Genomic DNA, 19,555 nt, shown 5'->3' with positions numbered 1-19,555 from the left:
TGTGTGAACGATGACACGGCCTCTGGTCTCGATCCCCCACACGGCGGTGGTTCCTGCGGCTGGCCTGGGCACTCGGTTCCTGCCGGCCACCAAAACGGTCCCCAAGGAACTGCTCCCGGTCGTCGACACACCGGGCATCGAACTCGTCGCGGCGGAAGCGGCCGAGGCGGGCGCGGAACGGCTGATCATCATCACGTCGGAGGGCAAGGACGGGGTCGTCGCGCATTTCGTCGAGGACCTCGTGCTCGAGGGCACCTTGGAGGCCCGCGGCAAGAAGTCGATGCTGGAGAAGGTGCGTCGCGCACCGGCCCTCATCAAGGTCGAGTCGGTGGTGCAGGCCGAGCCGCTGGGCCTCGGCCACGCGGTCAGCTGCGTGGAACCGAAGCTGAGCCCCGAGGAGGACGCGATCGCGGTGCTGCTGCCCGACGACCTCGTGCTGCCGACCGGCGTGCTGGAGACCATGTCGAAGGTGCGGGCCAAACGCGGTGGTTCGGTGCTGTGTGCGATCGAAGTGCCGCGCGACGAAATCAGCGCTTACGGCGTCTTCGACGTCGAACCCGTCTCCGACACGAACAACCCGAACGTGTTGCGTGTGAAGGGGATGTACGAGAAGCCGAAGGCCGAGGATGCCCCGTCGCCGTACGCCGCGGCCGGTCGATACGTCCTGGACCGGGCCATCTTCGACGCACTGCGGCGGGTTCCGCGCGGCGCGGGAGGTGAGATCCAGCTGACCGACGCCGTGGCGTTGCTCATCAACGAGGGACACCCGGTGCACGTCGTCGTCCACCGCGGCTCTCGACACGACCTCGGAAATCCCGGAGGCTACCTCAAGGCTGCGGTTGACTTTGCGTTGAAGCGCGATGACTACGGGCCGGAACTCCGGCGGTGGTTGGTGGAGCGATTGGGGCTGATCGACTGCTGATGAGCCCCGACGCATAGATAGGGGTGCAGTGCGTTCGGTCGAGGAACAGCAGGCACGCGTTGCGGCCGCGGCGGTGGCGCCGCGGCCGGTACGGGTGGCGATAGCCGAGGCGCAGGGGTTGATGTGCGCCGAGGAAGTCGTCACCGAGCGTCCGCTGCCCGGATTCGATCAGGCCGCGATCGACGGGTACGCGGTCCGCAGCGTTGACGTGCTCGGCGTCGGCGAGGCCGGCGACGCGCCAGACGGGGAGGAGCCGTCCGACGGCGAAGTGAGCCTGCCGGTGATGGGACTGATCGAGGCCGGCGCCCGCACCCCCAGCAGGCTGCAGCCGCGTCAGGCCGCGCGGGTCCAGACCGGCGCCCCGATGCCGACGCTGGCCGACGCGGTGCTCCCGCTGCGCTGGACCGACGGCGGCGATGCGCGGGTGAGGGTGCTGCGTGGCGTGCGCTCGGGCGCCTACGTTCGGCGAACGGGCGACGATGTCCAACCGGGTGACGTCGCGGTGCGATCGGGCACGATCATCGGCGCCGCGCAGGTCGGCCTGTTGGCTGCGGTCGGCAGGGAGCGGGTCCTGGTGCATCCGCGGCCGCGATTGTCCGTCATGTGCGTGGGCGGTGAACTCGTCGACATCTCCCGCACACCGGGCAACGGTCAGGTGTACGACGTGAACTCCTACGCGCTGGCCGCCGCGGGGCGTGACGCGGGCGCCGAGGTGAACCGGGTCGGCATCGTCGACACCGACCCCAAGCGGCTGCGCGAAGTCGTCGAGGGTCAGCTCAACCGCGCCGAGGTGGTCGTCATCGCCGGGGCGGTCGGCGGGGCGGCCGCCGAGGGGGTGCGTTCGGTGCTCGCCGAGCTCGGGGAGATGGAGGTGACCCGTATCGCCATGCACCCCGGCTCGGTGCAGGGGTTCGGCCAACTGGGCCGCGACGGCGTTCCGGTGTTCCTGTTGCCCGCCAACCCGGTCAGCGCGCTGGTGGTGTTCGAGGTCATGGTGCGTCCACTGATCCGGTTGTCGCTGGGCAAGCGGCATGCGCATCGCCGCATCGTGCAGGCCCGCGCGTTGTCGCCGATCGAGTCGGTCGCGGGACGGACGGGATATCTGCGCGGTCAACTCATGCGGGATCAGGACACCGGCGAGTACCTCGTCCAGGCGCTCGGCGGTGCGCCTGGCGCGTCGCACTTGCTGGCCACACTGGCCGAGGCGAACTGTCTCGTCATCGTGCCCACCGAAGCCGAATCGGTCCGTACCGGCGAGATCGTCGACGTCGCTTTCCTGGCACAACGCGGCTGATCCGCGCGGGTGTCGACGTGAACCTGTGGCGGTCGAGTTCGGTACACCCGGGTTGGCCCATGTCCGCGGGTCCGCTGCGTGTGGCCGCCGGCGTCGTGCGGTTGCGTCCGGTCCGGCTGCGAGACGGCGCCCAGTGGAGCCGCATCAGGCTGGCCGACCGCGCGCACTTGGAACCGTGGGAACCGGCCGCCGGTGTGGACTGGGAGACGCGACACGCGATCACGTCATGGCCCTCGGTGTGTTCGGGGCTGCGGTCCGAGGCTCGCAAGGGCCGGATGGTGCCCTTCGTGATCGAACTGGACGACCAGTTCTGCGGGCAGCTCACGATCGGCAACGTCACGTACGGGGCACTGCGATCGGCCTGGATCGGGTACTGGGTGGCCAAGGCGGTGAACGGCGGCGGCGTCGCGACAGCGGCCTTGGCGTTAGGGGTCGACCATTGTTTCGGTCCAGTGGGACTGCACCGGGTCGAGGCGACGGTGCGCCCGGAAAACGCTGCTAGCCGTGCGGTTTTGGCGAAGGTCGGCTTTCGGGAGGAAGGGCTGCTGCGCAGGTATCTCGATGTCGACGGCGCCTGGCGCGATCACCTGCTGGTGGCCATCACGATCGAAGAGGTCGCCGGATCCGCGGCCGCGACGCTGGTGCGGGAGGGCCGCGCCGAGTGGGCTTAGTCGTGTGATTTCGCGAGACGTACAACAGGGTCGCGAACGACGACGAAACACCGCCCTGGTGTACGTCTCGCGAAAACCGGACGCTCTCCGCTGTTACCAATGTGACATTTGTGACTGTTGGTGCTTGTCTTGTGCGAATTACAGGTGTGTAATTGCTTCGGCGCGCCGCCCACGGATGCGCAGGTCACAGACCTAGCCTTTAGGGGAAAGGAGCAGGCGACATGCCAAGCATCCCCCAATCCCTTCTGTGGATATCTCTCGTCGTTCTCTGGCTCTTCGTGCTCGTGCCGATGCTGATCAGCAAGCGCGACACCGTGCGCCGGACCAGTGATGTCGCGCTGTCCACACGCGTGCTCAACAGCGGCCGCAATGCGCGGCTTCTGAAACGACGCGGTCCGGCCGCCGGCCATGCCAGCGATCCGGACTGGCGCCCCACCGAAGAAGACCTCGACGAGGAGATCGAACCCGAAGCCGAACCCGTCAGCAGCCGCGCGGTGGTGCGAGCCGCCGCGGTCGCCGTCGAGGAGAAGACGGAACCCGACTACCTCGACGTCGATGTCATCGGCGAAGACTCCGGTGCCCTGCCCGTCGGGGTGTCCGACCGTCCGGAAGCCGAAAAAGAAGAGCTGACACTGCAATTCGACGAGCCGGCGGAAGAGGCGGTCGACGACGCGGCCGTCGAAGAGCAGGAAGCCGAGGACGTCGACGCCGACGACGAGTACGAGACCGTCGACGACTCGTCCGGCTTGGAAGCGCCGTCCGAAGCGGACCTGCGGATGGCCGACTCGCTGTCCGAGGCGCGCCGGCGCAGGCACGAGTCCAAGACAGCGGCGGCGGTCAGCGAGCGCAAGTACCGGTTCCGCAAGCGGATGTTGACGGCGCTCGGCGTGCTGTTGGTAACGACGGCGGCAGCGGCGTTCACGCTGAGCCCGACGTTGTGGTGGCTGTGCGGCGCGGTGAGCGGATTCACCGTGCTGTACCTGGGCTACCTGCGGCGGCAGACCCGGATCGAGGAGCGGCTGCGTCGCAGGCGTGCGCAGCGTATCGCTCGCTCGCGGCTGGGCGTCGAGAACACCGATGACCGCGAGTTCGACGTGGTGCCTGCGCGCTTGCGGCGGCCGGGTTCGGTGGTGCTGGAGATCGACGACGAGGATCCGATCTTCGAGCATCTGGACTACGCGCCGTTTGCGCGGCACTTCGACCTGCCGCGGGCGGCGGGGCAGTAAGGCCGCCGCAGAACATCGGGGCCGTCGATTTTCGGCGGCCGTCCGGTGACTGGTAGCCTGCTACCGGTATCAGGGGCTATGGCGCAGTTGGTAGCGCGACTCGTTCGCATCGAGTAGGTCAGGGGTTCGATTCCCCTTAGCTCCACAGAGTTTGATCAGGTCAGAGTCGAGGTTTTCCGCCGCCCGATGATTGCACCGGGATCACCGGAATCTCGCGGCCGGCGTGACGACCCACCTTCGTTTTATGGCTCGGTTTACCGACTTGCGAAGTGGGGCACAGTTCGCGGCAGTGGGTGGCGATCGGTGAGGGTTGCACCGGTGCCACCCGCGAGGCGGTCAGCGGGGTCAACCTCTTTGTTGAGCAGACAGCTCTGCCTCGCTGCCCGTCGCGCTCGAGTCACTTGCTCGCAGTCGTGGCCAGTCCGCCGTCGACGGGGATGATCGTCCCGGTCAGGAACGCTCCTGCGCGACTGGCGAGGTAGACCGCGATCCCGGCCATGTCGTCGTCGCGCCCGATCCGTCGCAGCGGCGCCGACGCTGCGATCTCATCTCCGAACGCATCCAAGGTCGCGGCCATCATCTTCGACGGGAACGCCCCTGGCGCAACGGCATTGACCGTGATGTGCTGTGGCCCCAGTTCGCGGGCGAGTACACGGGTGAGATGATGAACGGCCGCCTTGCTGGCGCTGTAGGAGTACGTCGGCAGCTCGGGCACCCGGATGCCGTCGACGCTGCCGAGGTTGATGATCCGGGCCGGATCGTCCGCGGTGCCTGCGGCACGAAGCGCGGGCAGGAACGCCTGAACGAGCCAGAACGGCGACTTGACGTTGACGTCGAGGATTTTGTCCCACCCGGAATCGGGGAAGCTCTCCAGTGGCTCGCCCCAGGTCGCACCCGCGTTGTTGACGAGGATGTGCACCGGCTCGCCGCCACCGGTCACCTCGTCGGCAAGCCGAAGGCACTCGTCGTGTCGTGAGAGGTCCGCAGGTATCGCGCGCACCTGGCCGAAACGGGACAATTCTCCCTGCGCCCTTTCGCAGGCGTCGGCCTTTCGCGAGCTGATCACCACGCTGGCACCGGCCTGCAGCAGACCGCGGCTCATCATCACGCCAATGCCGCTCGTGCCACCGGTGACGACGGCGCGCTTGCCGGTGAGATCGAAAAGCTCTGTATGCGTGCTGAACTGACCGTCACTCATCGACAAGCGCCTCCATCATCGCCGTGGCGGCGCGCGAGGCCGCCCCGCTAGAGACTAGAAGATGAGCCCGGATGCCTTGCTGGTGGCCGCGGCGAACCGGTTCTGGACGTCCTCCCAGTTCACTACATTCCAGAACGCCTTGACGTAGTCGGCCTTCACGTTCTTGTACTGCAAGTAGTACGCGTGCTCCCACATGTCGACCTGCAGCAGGGGGATGATGCCCAGGGGGACGTTGGCCTGCTGGTCGTACAGCTGGAAGGTGAGCAACCGCTGACCCAGGGTGTCGTAGCCGAGCACACCCCACCCGGAGCCCTGCAAGCCGTTGGCGGCGGCGGCGAACTGCGCCTGGAACTTGTCGAACGACCCGAACTGGTCGTCGATCGCGGCAGCCAACTCGCCGGTCGGCTTGTCACCGCCGTTCGGCGAGAGGTTCTTCCACCAGATCGTGTGGTTGACGTGCCCACCGAGGTGGAACGCGAGGTTCTTCTCGTTGAGGAAGATCGCGGCGTGGTCGCCGTTGGCGCGGGCCTCTTCGAGTTTGGCGATCGCGTCGTTGACGCCCTTCACATAGGTGGCGTGGTGCTTGCTGTGATGAATCTCGTTGATCTGGCCCGAGATGTGCGGTTCCAATGCACCGTAGTCGTAGTCAAGATCAGGCAGTGTGTACTCGGCCATGAACTTCCTTTCTGAAGGGGGTCGACGCTGTGTACCCGCGCTGGCCCGGATTTCACGTGGCTTCGGCGTCGCGCAGAAGGGCCTCCGCGCCAGCCTAGGCGCGGCCTCAATACCTGTCTAGGTGTTCAGATGTTGTGCTAACTTGGGGTTGCGGGCGGCCGCCGAATGCATCGATGCAGCACATCATGTAGCGACTTGTCTTCCGACGGGTGGCAGAGCGCCGCGGCCGACCCGCGCCAACCCCGACGATTTGCTGGTCGATCGATTCGGTGATTGCCGTGCGACCGGCGCCGCTGACGGGTGACTCGCGCGGTTCCTTGCTCGTGGCGAGGAGCAGCCCGTAGCCTCGTGAGGTGGCCGGCCTGACCGGCGTTCGCGCCGACGAACTCACTGCGCTGGAAATCTTTCGTGGCTATCGGTCCGAGGATCTCGTACCGCTCGCGGCCCAGCTGACGCCTCTCAATGCCGCCGCCGGCCAGGTGCTCATGCACCAGGGCGAACTCGCGTTGTCCTTCTTGTTGATCGGCTCCGGCGCTGCCGAGGTCACGCACGTCGGAGACGATGGACACGACACCGTCGCGCGACTGACGCCGGGCATGATCGTCGGCGAGATCGCATTGCTGCGAGACACCACCCGCACCGCGACGGTGATCGCCACCGAACCGGTGCGCGGTTGGGTCGGGGCGCGCGACGCGTTCGCGATCCTGCTCGAGATCCCCGGCATGCTCGACCGGCTGCTGAGCACTGCCCGACAGCGCCTCGCCGCATACGTCAGCCCCGTTTCGGTCCGCATGCGTGACGAAACGGAGTTGTTCTTGCGGCCGGTGCTGCCGGGCGACAACGAACGGACATCAAGGGGTCCCGTCGAATTCTCCAGCGAGACGCTGTACCGGCGTTTCCAATCGATGCTCGTTCCGAGCAGGTCGTTGATGCGCTACCTGTTCGAGGTCGACTACGAACACCACTTCGTGTGGGTGATGACCGACGGTCCCGACGGACCGGTGGTCGCAGATGCGCGGCTCGTTCGCGACGAAGCGGATCCGGCCGTCGCCGAGGTCGCGTTCACCGTCGCCGATGCATACCAGAACAAAGGTATCGGATCGTTTCTCATGGGGGCGCTCGCGATCGCGGCGAAAGGCCTTGGCGTACAACGTTTTACCGCGCGCGTACTCGCCGAGAACTATCCCATGCGAACCATCCTCACCCGCCACGGCGCACACTGGCAGCGAGACGACCTCGGAGTGGTCACCACGACCATCGACGTGCCGCGCCCGACCAATCCGCCGTTCTCGACGGAACTGTCCAGGCAGATCGGCGATATGGTCACTCAGGTCGTGCGGGCGGTCGGCTGATGCGCGTTCCGCTGTCCAAGGACACCAGGCTGTGCATCTCGTTGGCGGGTCGGCCGAGCAACATCGGCACCCGGTTCCACAACTACCTCTACGACCTGCTCGGCCTGGACTTCATCTACAAGGCTTTCACCACAACGGATATCGCCGCTGCGATCGGGGGAGTGCGGGCGTTGGGCATCCGCGGTTGCTCGGTGTCGATGCCGTTCAAGCAGGATGTGCTGGGGCTGGTCGACGACATCGAGCAGTCGGCTCGCTCCATTGGCGCCGTCAACACAATCGTCAACGACGACGGTCGGCTCACCGCCTCGAACACCGATTACCTTGCGGTGCAGGGGCTTATCGCCGAACACGGTTTGCAACCGGCACAGTCCGTGCTCATCTACGGCAGCGGGGGGATGGCCAGTGCGGTCGGGACCGCGTTCCGCGACGCCGGATTCGACCACGGCACCATCGTGGCCAGGAATCCTGAAACCGGTCGTTCGTTGGCCGACCGGCTCGGCTACGACTACCTCGCCGAGGTCGGCGCGCACACCGCGGACGTACTGGTCAACGTCACTCCGGTGGGGATGGCCGGTGGGCGTGAGGCCAACGGGACGGCGTTCGGCAGTGAAACCATCGCCAACGCGCACACCGTCTTCGATGTGGTCGCGATGCCGTCGGAGACACCGCTCATCACAGCCGCGCGCGAGGCGGGCCTCGGCGTGATCACCGGCGCTGAGGTGATCGCGCTGCAGGCCGCCGAGCAGTTCGAGCGTTATACCGGGGTTCGGCCGACGCCCGATCAGGTGATGGCCGCGTCGGCGGTGTCGCGCGCCTGAGTCAGGGCGTGATCTTGGTCTGTTCGTCGATGACGGACGTCGCGTCCATCAGGGCCATCATCTGGTCCTCTCGACCGTCGGCGTTGAGCTGCAGGACATACAGCCCGTCTTGGCCGGGGATAACGACGGTCTTCTGGGCGATCGCCCGCAGGACACCGTCTTTGGTATATGTGCCGCCGATCTGCACCGCATCGAAATCGGAGAGCGTGGACGGCGAGCCTTCCTGTGCGCCTTCGTATCCGGGTAGGTTCATGATCTCGCCGGGCGCGAACTCGAGGATCTTCGCCGGGTCGACGTTGCCGGTCAGCTTCGACACCAGTGCGATGATGGTCGGGGGGTCTTGTGCCATGGCCGGGTCATCGGAAACTATTGCGGCATAAGCCCATTGAGGTTTGCGTGGTCCGGCGTCGCTCCAGCCGGGCGGAATCGGCAAATCGATGGTCGGCGAAGCGGGGTCGCCGCGCTTGACGGGGGTCTCCGTGATGTCGTTCTCGCGGATGTAGTCGACGATCGTGTAATTGGCGCCTTGGGCTTGAGGAGACGTGGTGGGTGCGGGTGAGGCACTGGTTTCCGATGTGGTCGCTTCCTCCGAGGTCGTCGTCTCGGACGTCGCCTCGCCCTCGGTGTCAGAGCTGCAGCCGGCAAGGCCAAGGCCGAGTGCCACGGCCGCGACCGCGATGACGCCGGCTCTCATAGACGTGCCCATTTGCTCCTCCATCGGTTCGGTCTGCGCCGTAGCCTACGGCCGCCGTTCGGCATTTGCAGTGGAAAACGCGCGTAACAGCGGTTACACCAATGTTGCCGTTCGGAACAATATTTTGCTACGGCGTCTCCGCGTGGTTAGCTGTGACGAGGTGTCTGCGTAGCAGCGGCGAGGGGTGAAAGGGAGACGCGATGCGGGGGCAGGGTGCTCGACTGAAGACGACACTGCGTTCGCTGGGGGCGATGGTTCTGGCGGTATTCGCAGCGATCGCCGTGGCGGTGGCGTGGACGACCGCAACGGCGGTTCAGCTGGCGGCGAGCGCTTTGATCATGGGCGGGACTGAACACCCGTTGACCTCGCCCCCGGATGACCCCGCCTACATCAGCCAGTACTTGAGCAACGCTGTCCTGGGATTCATCAACCCGGCCTCGGGCACGGAAACGATCAGTCCCGACATCCCGCCTATCGACGAGGTCGACGGTGATGTCTACGCGGTCGTCTACCCCGCGGCGTTCTTCCCGGTGTTCGGCAGCCAGACCTTCGACGCTTCGGTCGCCGAAGGCGTGGAGAGCCTGGAGGGGTGTGTTCGCGGGAACTCGGCCTGCGTTTACAACGAAGAGGCGAGTTACGACGTCGACTCCGAAGAACCGGTGGCCGCGGGCCCGTCCGCGTATGAGGATTACGTCATTTTCGGCTATTCGCAGAGTGCGGTGGTGGCTTCGCTGGTCAAAAGGGAACTGATTGCTGATCCGAGAGATCCGGAGAATCCCGGGGACGCGGCGCCCGAGACCTCGTTCTTTTTGCTGGCCAATCCGATGCGCCCCAACGGCGGCATCCTTGCGCGCGGCCCGGAAGGCCTCACGATCCCGATCATCGGCATCACCTTCTACGGCTCAACACCTACGGACAGTTGCGATCAGGGTCCCTGTATGCCGTCGGTCGACGCCGCGGCACAGTACGACCTTCTCGGAGGCGACGCACCCGCCAGCCTCACCAACGTGTTGGCCATCGCCAACTCACTGGCCAGTTATTACTATCTGCACGGCGATCTGCAGAACGAGAACTTCGACGATGCCGTTTATCAAGGCTCTTACGGCGACACCGACTACTACCTGTATCCGGCCGAACGGCTGCCGATCCTGATGCCATTCGAAGCATTTGTGCCGTCGCCGATCCTGACGGCGCTGGATGCACCGCTTCGGGTGCTGATCGAGGGAGCCTATGCCCGCGACGTGAACCCGGGTGTCGCGACGAAGGTGGGTCTGCTGCCGTTCCGGAACCCGATCGCCACGGCGATCAATCTGGTGAAATCCATCCCGACGGGCCTCGACGACGCGATCGAGGAGGTCTCCGGGGACCGCCCGCTGGGCACCGAGGAGACAACCAGCCCCTTCGGTGTCGGCGGACCCGAATTGCCCACGCACCCAGCAGAAGACAGCACCGCGACGACGGTCGAAGACAACACCGTGACGAGGATGTCGTGGGCGCACGCGGGAGACGCCAACGGAAGCGAGCAGACCGTCGTCGCCGACGGCCTAACGCCCGTCGCCGGTGACACCGGACCCTCGGGTGACCAACTCGGCCAGGCTCCTCTGGTTCAAGACACGACGATTCAGGTTGTCGAGAACCCGCCACCGACCGGCGACGAAGGTGCGACGACGAACCTCCGCGAGCAAGTAATGGTCCAGGAGGGCGTCGACAGTACGAGCGCCGAGACGACCGGAAACGGTGCCGTCACCGGCAAGACGCCCAGGGTGGGGTTCAAGCCTGCGCTTCCCAAGCTGCCGAAGCTGCCCAAGTTGCCGAAGCTGCGCGGACCGATCTCGTTCGACAAACCGGTGCGGCTGGGCCCCTCGCCCGCGAGTCGGCCGGATCGCAACGAGGCCAGCAGCACTGAGACGGTTTCAGAGCCCAAGGACAGCACGCCTGCCGGCGGTGAGACGGGCGGCGAGTCCGACGCAAAGGACGCCGCTGCCTGACGTGTCAGCGGGAGCAGTTGAGCGAGACGGTGATCGATCTGCTCACCACGACCGTGATGAACTCGCGGTCTTCACCCTTGCCGACCGCGAACGTCTGGGTGACTTCTTGTGGGTTGCGCACACTGGTGACGATGCACTCGTTGATCGGGCCACTGCCGACCCGATCGATGACGACGTCGTAGCCCTGGTCCTCCAACTCGGCGATCGTGCGCGGCGCGTCACCCGGTTGCACCGGTTGTGCGGCCGCAAGACCCGCGGGCACCACAATGGCGCCCGCCGCCGCTGCTGTTGCTGCCACACTCCGAAGAGCACCCATGACAGCCTCCAATCATGAGGGTCGATGTCCCCACTTGTTGATCGCCGAAGGGCCGCGGATCGTTGCATCGTCGCGGCCGCGGCGGTGCTGATGATCTGCGTGGGCGCGTGCGGAACCGATCCCGGTTCGTCTCCTGCCGACCAGTCGTCGTCCGAGGAGCCCGCACAAGTCAACCCGGCGAGAATCGATCGCGCGCGCACTGCGCTGCCGGCCGGATACGAGGTGACCGACCTCGTCGGCGCCGTCGGCCCGATCACCGCGTGGGGATACGGTGCGCAGTGGACCACCGACCCCGAGCGATGTGCCGCATTGGCCGACCCCGCCGCGGGGGCAACCCGCACCGACGGCTGGTCCGCGTCGGGGCCTGGCGGCATCGTGTACGCCGTCGTCGCCGCCGCACCGGGAGAGCTCGACCCGGCGGTGATCGACGAGTGCGCGCGCTGGTCCATTGCGGGCGGACGCACGACGGGCACCGTCACCCTCGAACCCGCCCCGGCCATCGACGGGGCGTCGACGATCGCGATGGCGACGTCGAGCAGAACCGTCGTGGAAGGCGGCACCGAAACCCTGTCGCGCGCTGAAACCGTCACGGCTTACCTGGGTGACCATGTCGCCTTCGTCGCCGTCGTCACCGACCCCGGTTCGCCCAATCCACAACTCGGTTCGGATTTCGCCGCCCATCTGATGACCGAAACGGTGTCCGCGTTACGGGGCTGAGCCGTCGTTGCCCGGTACATTGTGCGGCGATGTCGAAGAGGGCCATGGTCGCGGTGGCGTGCGCCGCTGCGCTGACCGCGTGTGGGAACGCCCCACCGAGCGACGACCTGTCGCGCGCTGACATCGGGCGCGTCAAGGATGTTCGGACCAGCTTCGGACCCGACTTCAAGGTCACCGACGTCGGGCCGACCGGTATCGATCCGCGGTTGTTGGCACGCCAGGAACTGCCCGAGGGCGTGAAGTTCGAGCCAGCCGACTGTGCGTCGTTCGCCAATCAGCAGATGGTTCCGGCGGGCGCCAAGGGCAATATGGCGGCGACGACGGCTGAGGGCGACGGCAACCGGTTCATCACGATCGCCGTCGAGACGTCCGAAACCGCGTCGGTCAATGCGCCGGCCGAGAACTGTCGCAAGGTCGGGTTCGCGGGTGGCGCGATGCGCGGGCTGGTCGAGGTCGTCGAGGCGCCCCAGATCGAGGGTGCGCAGACGCTGGGAACCCACCGCGTGGTGCAGACGACGGTGGACGGCAAGCCGCGCACCGGCGAGCTCTACAACTACCTCGCCAGCTTCGGACCGTTCCTGGTGATCGTCACCGCGAACCCGTTGGTACTGCCCGACAAACCCGTCGCGAAGGTCGACACGCAGCGCGCTCGCGACCTGTTGGTCACGGCGGTGAAAGCGGTCAGGGCCTAGCGCACGTCGTGCGGACGGAACTGGATGCTGATCCGGACGCCCACGGGGCGCGTCGTCTTGGGGATGGCGTGCTCCCACGTGCGCTGACACGACCCGCCCATCACGAGCAGGTCGCCGTGCGCATGCTGCAGCCGTAGCGACTTGCCCCCGCCGCGTGGCCGCAGCGCGAACGTTCTGGTCGCGCCCAGCCCGATGATCGCGACCATGGTGTCTTCGGTGCTGCTGCGACCGACGGTGTCGCCGTGCCAGGCCACGCTGTCGTTGCCGTCGCGGTACAGGCACAGCCCCGCGGTGGTGAACGGCTCGCCGAGTTCACCCGCGTAGGTGTCGTTGAGGCGACGACGAAGTTGTTTGAGCCGTGGATGCGGCGGCCGGTCATCGACCAGGTTGTGAAAGCTGACCAGGCGCGGGACGTCGACGACGCGGTCGTACATCGGCCGGCTCTCCGCACGCCACGGGATGACCTCGGAGAGCTCGGTGAACAGCGAGTCGGCATCGTCCAACCACCCGGATCGAAAGTCGATCCAGGCGCCGTTGCCGAGATGGCGGCGTTCGGCGTGCTCGAACAGCGAGCTCTGCAGCGCCAGCTCCATGGCCGCGATTCTATCGCACAAGCGTTCGATGCATCAGAGCCGCACCGCGCCAGGTCCCTGTTCGGCAAGGACGTCTCCGGGGTTGGTCAACGCGCAGGTCTTCAGGCTCAGGCAGCCACAGCCGATGCAGCCGGTCAGATTGTCGCGCAGGCGTTGCAGGTGCAGGATGCGGTCGTCGAGGTCTTGGCGCCAGCCCGCCGACAGCCTGGCCCAGTCCTTACTCGTGGGCACCCTGTCGTCGGGCAGGGTGGCCAGTGCTTCTCGTATGCGGGACAAGGGGATTCCGAGCCGCTGCGACATCCGGATGAACGCGACCCGGCGCAACGTCTCTCGGGCATAGCGGCGCTGGTTTCCCGAGGTGCGTCTGCTGTGGATGAGGCCTTCGCGCTCGTAGAAGTGCAGTGCCGAAACCGCGACACCGCTGCGAGCGGACATCTCGCCGGGAGTCAGCTCGTGAATCAACTCCATAACATCAACCATAGTTGAGGTGGGGTTGCGGGTTACGGTGCTAGATGTGACGTTGGGCTGCGACTCCGAGGTGGGTCGGCTGACTGCGGCCATCCTGCACCGGCCCGGCGCCGAGTTGCAGCGGTTGACGCCGCGCAACAACGATGCGCTGTTGTTCGACGGGTTGCCGTGGGTGGCCAGGGCTCAGGCCGAACACGACGCGTTCGCCGCGTTGTTGGTCGAGCGGGGCGTCGAGGTGATGCTGCTGGCCGATCTGCTGACCGAGGCGTTGTCGCACAGTGGCGCGGCGCGGATGCACGGGATCGCTGCGGCGGTCGATCCACGACGGCTGGGTCTGCCGCTGGCGCAGGAACTTTCGGCGTACCTTCGCGCGCTGGAGCCCGCACCGCTGGCCCATGTGCTGATGGCGGGTATGACGTTCAACGAGTTGCCGCTCTCGGGTGCGGAGCTGTCGCTGGTTCGGCGGATGCATCACGGGGGTGACTTCGTCATCGATCCGCTGCCGAATCTGTTGTTCACTCGCGACTCGTCGTTCTGGATCGGCCCGAGAGTGGCGATCACGTCGCTGGCGCTGCCGGCGCGGGTGCGCGAGACCTCGCTGACCGACGTGATTTACGCGCATCACCCGCGATTCCTCGGTGTTCGGCGGGCCTATGAGTCGCGGTCGGCGCCGGTCGAGGGCGGAGACGTGCTGCTGCTCGCGCCTGGTGTGGTGGCGGTCGGGGTGGGGGAGCGGACCACGCCGGCGGGGGCGGAAGCGTTGGCGCGCAGCCTGTTCGACGACGACCTGGCCTACACCGTGCTCGCGGTGCCGATCGCGCAGTCGCGAGCGCAGATGCATCTCGACACGGTGTGCACGATGGTCGACGTCGACGCGGTGGTGATGTACCCACCGGTCGTGGACTCGTTGTCGGCGTTCACGATTCATCGTGACGGGAACGGCGGAGTGCGTATCGACGACGAGGTGCCGTTCATCGACGCCGCCGCGACGGCGATGGGTATCGACCGGTTACGCGTCATCGCCACGGGGTTGGATCCGGTGACGGCCGAGCGTGAGCAGTGGGACGACGGCAACAACACGTTGGCGCTCGCGCCGGGTGTGGTGGTCGCCTACGAGCGCAACGTCGAAACCAATGCTCGGTTGGCGGATGCCGGTATCGAGGTGCTGCCGATCCAGGCCTCCGAACTGGGCACCGGCCGCGGCGGCCCGCGGTGTATGTCGTGCCCGGCCGGCCGCGACCCGCTGTAGCACCTGCAGTTTCGCGAGACGTACACCAGGGCCGTCAGCTTGCCGTCTCTCACGACCCTGGTGTACGCCTCGCGAGCGGAGACCATCCGCGACGCTCAGCGGCTTCCCGTAGCCGGTGCAGCGTGAAGCCGCGGCTGTGCTCCTTGACCACATGGATGTCGAGCCAACCCTGACTCTCGACCATCGCGTTGCGTCCGATGTCATGAACGAATCGAGGTCGGTCGGTCTGATGCTGCTCACCGTCATAGTCCAACGCGATCATCGGCTCGTCCCAACCCATGTCGAGGAAAGCCTCGGCGGCACCGTCGCACACTCGGATCTGTGTGCGAGGCCGTGGATACCCTGCGTCCAGGACGAGGAGGCGCAGCCACGTCTCCTTCGGCGACTGAGCCCCGCCGTCCATCAGGTCCAGTGCGATGCGAGCGCGCTTCATCCCCCGCCAACCGCGATACCGCTCTACGAGCGGCGCTACGTCGTCCACCTTCACGCCGGTCGCCGCCGCTAATGCGTCGAGGTGCCTTACGGCTAAGTCGCGGTGCAGGTGTCGAGCCAGATCCAGCGCTGTGCGAGCCGGTGTGGTGACTGCGAGTTCACCGATCGTGCAGATCTCATCCCAATCGATCCGTTCATTCCGAACGACCACACCTGATCTGAGTCGCTCACGCGGGCCAATCAAGTCGATCACCGTTCCGGGTGAGACCCATTGGGCTCCATGAAGTGAAGCCGCCGCTCGCCCGGCGACGATGCCCCGCCGATTGCTCCAGAGCCAAGCCGCGTGCGCCTCGAGCTGGAGCGATGGCAAGGCGGCCCGTGGCACGTATACGCGGGGGTGAACAGACCTGTAGCGCCAGCGTAGCTGGCTGCGAGTGAGACCGCCCTCAAGTAGTTCGTTGCCGAGAAATGCTCGTTCCATGCGCCGATGCTGGGTGCGCGCACTGACAAGTCGACTCACGATTCGCGATATCTACACCAGGGCTGTGGATAACTCGTCGACTGCGACCCTCGTGTGTGTTTCGCGAAAACAACTAGTGTCCGAGAGCCGACTAGCGTGGCTTCTGCGGCGACGGCTAACGCCAGGACGGCAGCCAGATCTGCATGTTCCAGGTGTTCTGCGATATCGGGATGCCGGTCAGGATCGGGTACATCCACGCGAAGTTCGTCAACACCAACGCGATATAACAACTCACCGCGATCAGCCCGAGCGTTCGGCGTTCGGCGTTCTGGTTCGGCTTGTGCAAGATGTCGCCGAGAATCAACGCGATCATCATCACCAGGAACGGCGCCATCGTCGCCGCATAGAAGAAGTACATCTGGCGGTCGATGTCGGCGAACCACGGCAGGAAGCCCGCGCTGTAGCCCACCAGCGCGACGCCATAACGCCAGTCGCGCTTGATGAATGCCCGCCACACCGCCCAGCCCAGCACCGGCACCGCCAGGAACCACATCGCGGGCGTGCCGACCAGCATCACGGCCTTCACGCACGACTGCGCGCCACACCCGGGCACGTCCTGGTTGTCGATGGCATAGAGCACCGGGCGCAACGACATCGGCCATGTCCACGGCTTCGATTCCCACGGGTGATGGTTTCCGTCGGCGTTGGTCAAGCCGGAGTGAAACCGGTACGCGGCATGCGTGTAGTGCCACAGTGAGCGCAATGCATCGGGGATCGGCAACACGCTGTCCGGGCCGATCGACTGCCCGACTTCATGGCGGTTGATGGCCGTCTCCGAGGCGAACCACGGCGTGTACGACGCGAGGTACACCCCGAACGGGATGAGCACCAGCGCGTACAGCGACGGTCCCAGATCGCGACGGAATGCGCCCAGCCACGGTCGCGGGACGCGGTACTGACGCCGCGCGAGAATGTCGAAGACCATCGTCATGACGCCGAAGAACGCGATGAAGTACACGCCCGACCACTTTGTGGCGCAGGCCAATCCGAGCAGAACCCCCGCGCCGAACCGCCACCACCGGACCCCGAGCCTCGGCCCCCACACCGTCTCGCCGATGCGGCCCTCCAACAGCGCGATATGCATGCGCTCGCGCACCTGGTCCCGGTCGACGATCAGGCAGCCGAACGCGGCCACCACAAACGTCACCAGGAACCCGTCGAGCAGCGCGGTCCGCGAGGCGACGAAGCTGACCCCGTCGGCGATCACCAGCAGCCCCGCGATGCCACCCACCAACGTCGAACGGCTGATGCGTCGCGTGATCCGCGCGACCAGGACCACGACGATCACGCCGCACACGGCGCCGGAAAACCTCCAGCCCAGCCCGTTGTAGCCGAACAGCGCCTCGCCGATCGCGATCAACTGCTTGCCGAGCGGCGGGTGCACCACCAGGCCGTAGCCCGGGTTGTCCTCGACGCCGTGGTTGTGCAGCATCTGCCAGGCCTGCGGCGCGTAGTGCTTCTCGTCGAAGACCGGGGTGCCGGCGTCGGTCGGCGATCCGAGATTGAGGAACCGCGTCACCGCGGCCAGCGTGCCGATGACGGCGGTCATCACCCAGCCCTGCAGCCGGTCTACCGGGCCGAAGTCCGCGGCGGGCACCTGCGGCGCTGGGCTGATGACCGGGACCGCGCGCGGCGCTTTGGTGGCGGGGGCGGTCACGAGAGCGATCGTAGGCTGTCGGCATGAGCCCCGGACGACTGCTCATCGGCGCCACGCCGCTTGGCCAGCCCTCCGACGCCTCGGCGCGGCTGGTCGGCGCGCTGGGCAGCGCCGACGTCATCGCCGCCGAGGACACCCGCCGGGTCCGCACGCTGGCCCAGTCGCTGGAGGTGAGGCTGACCGCGAAGGTGGTCAGCCTCTACGACCAGAACGAGGCGTCGCGGATCCCGGGCCTGCTCGACGGGATACGGGCAGGCGCGACGGTGCTGATGGTCAGCGACGCCGGGATGCCGTTGATCAGCGACCCCGGCTATCGCCTGGTCACGGCGTGCATCGAGGCAGGGCTGCCGGTCACCTGCCTGCCGGGCCCGTCGGCGGTGACGACGGCGCTGGCGGTCTCGGGGCTACCGGCCGAGAGGTTCTGCTTCGAGGGGTTTGCACCCCGCAAGCAGACCGCCCGCAAGACGTGGCTGATGACGTTGGCGACCGAGCAGCGCACCTGTGTGTTCTTCGAGTCGCCCCGCCGGCTGGCCGGCACGCTCGCCGACGCAGTCGAGGTGCTCGGGCCGGACCGCCGCGCCGTGGTGTGCCGGGAGCTGACCAAGACGCACGAGGAGATCGTCCGGGGCCGGCTTGAGGAGCTCTCCGACTGGGCCGCCGACGGGGTGCTCGGCGAGATCACCGTCGTGCTGGCCGGCGCCGTCCCGAAAGCGGACCTCGAGACCCTGGTGGCCGCGGTCCACAAGTTGGTCGACGACGGCGCGCGGGTCAAGGACGCCTGCGCCGACGTGGTCGCGGCGAACCCGGGCTCGCCGTCACGTCGTGAGCTCTACGACGCGGTGCTGCGGTCGCGTACGTGATGCGATGATCGGTGCCGCCTTGTGCAGGCACTCCTCCCACTCGCGGTCCGGATCCGAGTCCGCGGTGATACCGCCGCCGACGCCGAGCACCGCATTACCTGCCGCGTCGAACTCCACTGTCCGGATCGCCACGTTGAGTTCGCACCCTGCCACCGGAGACGCCAGCCCGACTGTGCCGCAATAGATTCCCCGCCTGACCGGTTCCCACTGCTCGAGCAGTTGGCGCGCCCGGGTCTTGGGTGTCCCGGTCACCGACGCCGGTGGGAACATCGCGTCGAGCACTGTCGACATCGGCACGTCGACGGGCACGCGCGCGGACACCGTCGACACCAGATGCCACACCCCGGGCGCCGGTTGCACGACCAGCAGCTCGGGGACCGTGACGGTGCCGACATCGGCGACGCGGCCCAGGTCGTTGCGCACGAGGTCGACGATCATGATGTTCTCGGCGACATCCTTGACCGAGCCGCGCAGCGCGTCCGGATCGGCCGAACGCGGCAGTGTGCCCTTGATCGGGCTCGACGCGATGTGCTCACCGCGCCTGCGCAGGAACAGTTCCGGCGACAACGACGCCACCGCCCCCCAGGTCCCCGCGAGGTACGCGGCACGCGCGGGCGACGTGCGGTGCACGGCGTCGGCGAAGAAGTCGAGCGGCGAGCCCTCCAGTCGGCCGCGGAACTGCGTGCACACGCACGCCTGGTAGACCTCCCCGGCGGCGATCGCGTCGAGGCAGTCCAGCATCCCCCGGCGATGCGCACCGCGATCGGCTTCGCCCCACTCGACGTACGACGGCCGTGGCTCGACCGGCACCCGCAGCGCGTCGGCCACCCACCCGGGAAGCGTTGCGTCGGAGAGGCTTTCGAACCACCATCGCCCGTCGCCGTCCTGGCGCAGCACGCAGTCGGACCAGCCGCCCGCAGCCTCGGGAATCCGCGGACCGAGACCGTCGGCCGCCGCATCCGGATACGACAGAAAACCGAACCAGCCGCCCCCGACCGCCTCGCCATCACCCGACCCGCAGGGAATGTCGAAGGCACGCGACGCGTCGACCGGCGCGACATCGACCGTCGGGGCGATGACCGCGCCCGAACCGAACCACTCGCCGATCAGCGCGGCAGGTGGCGCCAGCCCGCGATCGGCCGCGGCGTATCCGACGGCGCGCAGAACCGCTTGGGCGCTGCCGAGGTCGCCGAGCAGGTCGATGCGCACCGAC

The 19,555-nt window shown here is 67.0% G+C and carries 20 protein-coding genes and 1 tRNA gene; 12 read left to right on the top strand and 9 right to left on the bottom strand.

What is annotated here, in order from left to right; all coding sequences use genetic code 11:
• Window positions 1-10 precede the first annotated feature (10 nt).
• The 5 genes from CEX87_RS09255 (at window position 11) to CEX87_RS09235 (ending at window position 4,258) form a co-directional block, all read left to right on the top strand.
• A complete protein-coding gene (locus CEX87_RS09255) occupies window positions 11-922 on the top strand; it encodes a UTP--glucose-1-phosphate uridylyltransferase (protein ID WP_064399525.1) in 912 nt (303 codons plus the stop codon).
• Between the two features lie 28 nt (window positions 923-950).
• Window positions 951-2,216: a molybdotransferase-like divisome protein Glp gene (gene glp, locus CEX87_RS09250; protein ID WP_064426386.1), complete on the top strand. Its 1,266-nt coding sequence runs from the start codon at window positions 951-953 to the stop codon at window positions 2,214-2,216.
• A gap of 17 nt (window positions 2,217-2,233) precedes the next feature.
• Window positions 2,234-2,887 (top strand): GNAT family N-acetyltransferase, encoded by a 654-nt coding sequence (locus tag CEX87_RS09245; RefSeq protein ID WP_064399527.1) that lies wholly within the window; start codon window positions 2,234-2,236, stop codon window positions 2,885-2,887.
• Between the two features lie 221 nt (window positions 2,888-3,108).
• Window positions 3,109-4,113, top strand: coding sequence for a divisome protein SepX/GlpR (gene sepX / locus CEX87_RS09240; protein ID WP_094286834.1), 1,005 nt, complete (start codon window positions 3,109-3,111; stop codon window positions 4,111-4,113).
• Between the two features lie 72 nt (window positions 4,114-4,185).
• Window positions 4,186-4,258 (top strand) — tRNA-Ala (locus CEX87_RS09235).
• A gap of 252 nt (window positions 4,259-4,510) precedes the next feature.
• Here the strand turns inward: CEX87_RS09235 and CEX87_RS09230 are convergent.
• Both CEX87_RS09230 and CEX87_RS09225 read right to left on the bottom strand, forming a co-directional pair.
• Window positions 4,511-5,311: an SDR family oxidoreductase gene (locus CEX87_RS09230; protein ID WP_094286832.1), complete on the bottom strand. Its 801-nt coding sequence runs from the start codon at window positions 5,309-5,311 to the stop codon at window positions 4,511-4,513.
• 54 nt (window positions 5,312-5,365) lie between these two features.
• Complete coding sequence (locus CEX87_RS09225) at window positions 5,366-5,986, bottom strand: superoxide dismutase (RefSeq protein ID WP_064426383.1); 621 nt, start codon at window positions 5,984-5,986, stop codon at window positions 5,366-5,368.
• Between the two features lie 353 nt (window positions 5,987-6,339).
• Between CEX87_RS09225 and CEX87_RS09220 the strand changes: the two genes are divergently transcribed.
• Both CEX87_RS09220 and CEX87_RS09215 read left to right on the top strand, forming a co-directional pair.
• Window positions 6,340-7,338, top strand: a complete 999-nt coding sequence (locus CEX87_RS09220) for a GNAT family N-acetyltransferase (RefSeq protein ID WP_064426382.1) — start codon at window positions 6,340-6,342, stop codon at window positions 7,336-7,338.
• Window positions 7,338-8,156, top strand: a complete 819-nt coding sequence (locus CEX87_RS09215) for a shikimate 5-dehydrogenase (protein WP_174522796.1) — start codon at window positions 7,338-7,340, stop codon at window positions 8,154-8,156. The genes CEX87_RS09220 and CEX87_RS09215 overlap by 1 nt, the downstream gene beginning before the upstream one ends.
• A 1-nt stretch (window position 8,157) precedes the next feature.
• Here the strand turns inward: CEX87_RS09215 and lpqN are convergent, their stop codons facing one another.
• Window positions 8,158-8,862 carry an envelope biogenesis lipoprotein LpqN gene (gene lpqN, locus CEX87_RS09210; RefSeq protein ID WP_064419032.1) on the bottom strand — a complete coding sequence of 235 codons (705 nt, stop codon included), beginning with the start codon at window positions 8,860-8,862 and terminating at the stop codon, window positions 8,158-8,160.
• Window positions 8,863-9,050: 188 nt separating this feature from the next.
• Between lpqN and CEX87_RS09205 the strand changes: the two genes are divergently transcribed.
• Window positions 9,051-10,838 carry a PE-PPE domain-containing protein gene (locus tag CEX87_RS09205; protein ID WP_233151322.1) on the top strand — a complete coding sequence of 596 codons (1,788 nt, stop codon included), beginning with the start codon at window positions 9,051-9,053 and terminating at the stop codon, window positions 10,836-10,838.
• Window positions 10,839-10,842: 4 nt separating this feature from the next.
• Here the strand turns inward: CEX87_RS09205 and CEX87_RS09200 are convergent, their stop codons facing one another.
• Window positions 10,843-11,154, bottom strand: coding sequence for a hypothetical protein (locus tag CEX87_RS09200; RefSeq protein WP_064399535.1), 312 nt, complete (start codon window positions 11,152-11,154; stop codon window positions 10,843-10,845).
• 24 nt (window positions 11,155-11,178) lie between these two features.
• Between CEX87_RS09200 and CEX87_RS09195 the strand changes: the two genes are divergently transcribed.
• Entirely contained in the window at window positions 11,179-11,871 is a 693-nt protein-coding gene (locus CEX87_RS09195; protein WP_094286830.1) for a DUF5642 family protein, read from the top strand.
• 29 nt (window positions 11,872-11,900) lie between these two features.
• Window positions 11,901-12,563: a DUF5642 family protein gene (locus CEX87_RS09190; protein WP_094286828.1), complete on the top strand. Its 663-nt coding sequence runs from the start codon at window positions 11,901-11,903 to the stop codon at window positions 12,561-12,563.
• On the opposite strand, the gene CEX87_RS09185 is transcribed toward CEX87_RS09190, so the two are convergent.
• Window positions 12,560-13,156 (bottom strand): alpha-ketoglutarate-dependent dioxygenase AlkB, encoded by a 597-nt coding sequence (locus CEX87_RS09185; RefSeq protein ID WP_064399537.1) that lies wholly within the window; start codon window positions 13,154-13,156, stop codon window positions 12,560-12,562. The genes CEX87_RS09190 and CEX87_RS09185 overlap by 4 nt on opposite strands.
• Window positions 13,157-13,189: 33 nt before the next feature.
• Entirely contained in the window at window positions 13,190-13,624 is a 435-nt protein-coding gene (gene soxR / locus CEX87_RS09180; protein ID WP_064399538.1) for a redox-sensitive transcriptional activator SoxR, read from the bottom strand.
• A gap of 37 nt (window positions 13,625-13,661) precedes the next feature.
• On the opposite strand from soxR, the gene arcA reads away from it, so the two are divergent.
• On the top strand, window positions 13,662-14,873 hold the full coding sequence (gene arcA / locus CEX87_RS09175) for an arginine deiminase (protein ID WP_094286826.1): 1,212 nt from the start codon (window positions 13,662-13,664) through the stop codon (window positions 14,871-14,873).
• Between the two features lie 49 nt (window positions 14,874-14,922).
• Here arcA and CEX87_RS09170 read toward each other — a convergent pair whose 3' ends face one another.
• Both CEX87_RS09170 and CEX87_RS09165 read right to left on the bottom strand, forming a co-directional pair.
• Window positions 14,923-15,786, bottom strand: coding sequence for a type IV toxin-antitoxin system AbiEi family antitoxin (locus tag CEX87_RS09170; RefSeq protein WP_064426379.1), 864 nt, complete (start codon window positions 15,784-15,786; stop codon window positions 14,923-14,925).
• Window positions 15,787-15,940: 154 nt separating this feature from the next.
• The gene (locus CEX87_RS09165; protein WP_094286824.1) at window positions 15,941-17,482 is read right to left on the bottom strand and encodes a dolichyl-phosphate-mannose--protein mannosyltransferase; all 1,542 of its coding nucleotides are present in this window, start codon (window positions 17,480-17,482) and stop codon (window positions 15,941-15,943) included.
• A gap of 23 nt (window positions 17,483-17,505) precedes the next feature.
• On the opposite strand from CEX87_RS09165, the gene rsmI reads away from it, so the two are divergent.
• Window positions 17,506-18,342 (top strand): 16S rRNA (cytidine(1402)-2'-O)-methyltransferase, encoded by an 837-nt coding sequence (rsmI, locus tag CEX87_RS09160; RefSeq protein ID WP_064426377.1) that lies wholly within the window; start codon window positions 17,506-17,508, stop codon window positions 18,340-18,342.
• On the opposite strand, the gene CEX87_RS09155 is transcribed toward rsmI, so the two are convergent.
• Window positions 18,298-19,551 (bottom strand): aminodeoxychorismate synthase component I, encoded by a 1,254-nt coding sequence (locus tag CEX87_RS09155; RefSeq protein ID WP_094286822.1) that lies wholly within the window; start codon window positions 19,549-19,551, stop codon window positions 18,298-18,300. The genes rsmI and CEX87_RS09155 overlap by 45 nt on opposite strands.
• Window positions 19,552-19,555 lie beyond the last annotated feature (4 nt).

This window comes from Mycobacterium lehmannii, assembly GCF_002245535.1.
In the GTDB taxonomy this organism is placed as follows: domain Bacteria; phylum Actinomycetota; class Actinomycetes; order Mycobacteriales; family Mycobacteriaceae; genus Mycobacterium; species Mycobacterium lehmannii.
This window is presented reverse-complemented; position numbering and strand designations above follow the sequence as displayed.

What these genes read in the sequence shown, in the direction of transcription:
- lpqN (WP_064419032.1), bottom strand. Translation starts at nt 8,862, where the DNA reads ATGGGCACGTCTATGAGAGCCGGCGTCATCGCGGTCGCGGCCGTGGCA.
- CEX87_RS09205 (WP_233151322.1), top strand. Translation starts at nt 9,051, where the DNA reads ATGCGGGGGCAGGGTGCTCGACTGAAGACGACACTGCGTTCGCTGGGG.
- CEX87_RS09225 (WP_064426383.1), bottom strand. Translation starts at nt 5,986, where the DNA reads ATGGCCGAGTACACACTGCCTGATCTTGACTACGACTACGGTGCATTG.
- soxR (WP_064399538.1), bottom strand. Translation starts at nt 13,624, where the DNA reads ATGGAGTTGATTCACGAGCTGACTCCCGGCGAGATGTCCGCTCGCAGC.
- rsmI (WP_064426377.1), top strand. Translation starts at nt 17,506, where the DNA reads ATGAGCCCCGGACGACTGCTCATCGGCGCCACGCCGCTTGGCCAGCCC.
- CEX87_RS09185 (WP_064399537.1), bottom strand. Translation starts at nt 13,156, where the DNA reads ATGGAGCTGGCGCTGCAGAGCTCGCTGTTCGAGCACGCCGAACGCCGC.
- CEX87_RS09190 (WP_094286828.1), top strand. Translation starts at nt 11,901, where the DNA reads ATGTCGAAGAGGGCCATGGTCGCGGTGGCGTGCGCCGCTGCGCTGACC.
- CEX87_RS09230 (WP_094286832.1), bottom strand. Translation starts at nt 5,311, where the DNA reads ATGAGTGACGGTCAGTTCAGCACGCATACAGAGCTTTTCGATCTCACC.
- CEX87_RS09200 (WP_064399535.1), bottom strand. Translation starts at nt 11,154, where the DNA reads ATGGGTGCTCTTCGGAGTGTGGCAGCAACAGCAGCGGCGGCGGGCGCC.
- CEX87_RS09195 (WP_094286830.1), top strand. Translation starts at nt 11,179, where the DNA reads ATGTCCCCACTTGTTGATCGCCGAAGGGCCGCGGATCGTTGCATCGTC.
- CEX87_RS09170 (WP_064426379.1), bottom strand. Translation starts at nt 15,786, where the DNA reads ATGGAACGAGCATTTCTCGGCAACGAACTACTTGAGGGCGGTCTCACT.
- CEX87_RS09255 (WP_064399525.1), top strand. Translation starts at nt 11, where the DNA reads ATGACACGGCCTCTGGTCTCGATCCCCCACACGGCGGTGGTTCCTGCG.
- sepX (WP_094286834.1), top strand. Translation starts at nt 3,109, where the DNA reads ATGCCAAGCATCCCCCAATCCCTTCTGTGGATATCTCTCGTCGTTCTC.
- CEX87_RS09215 (WP_174522796.1), top strand. Translation starts at nt 7,338, where the DNA reads ATGCGCGTTCCGCTGTCCAAGGACACCAGGCTGTGCATCTCGTTGGCG.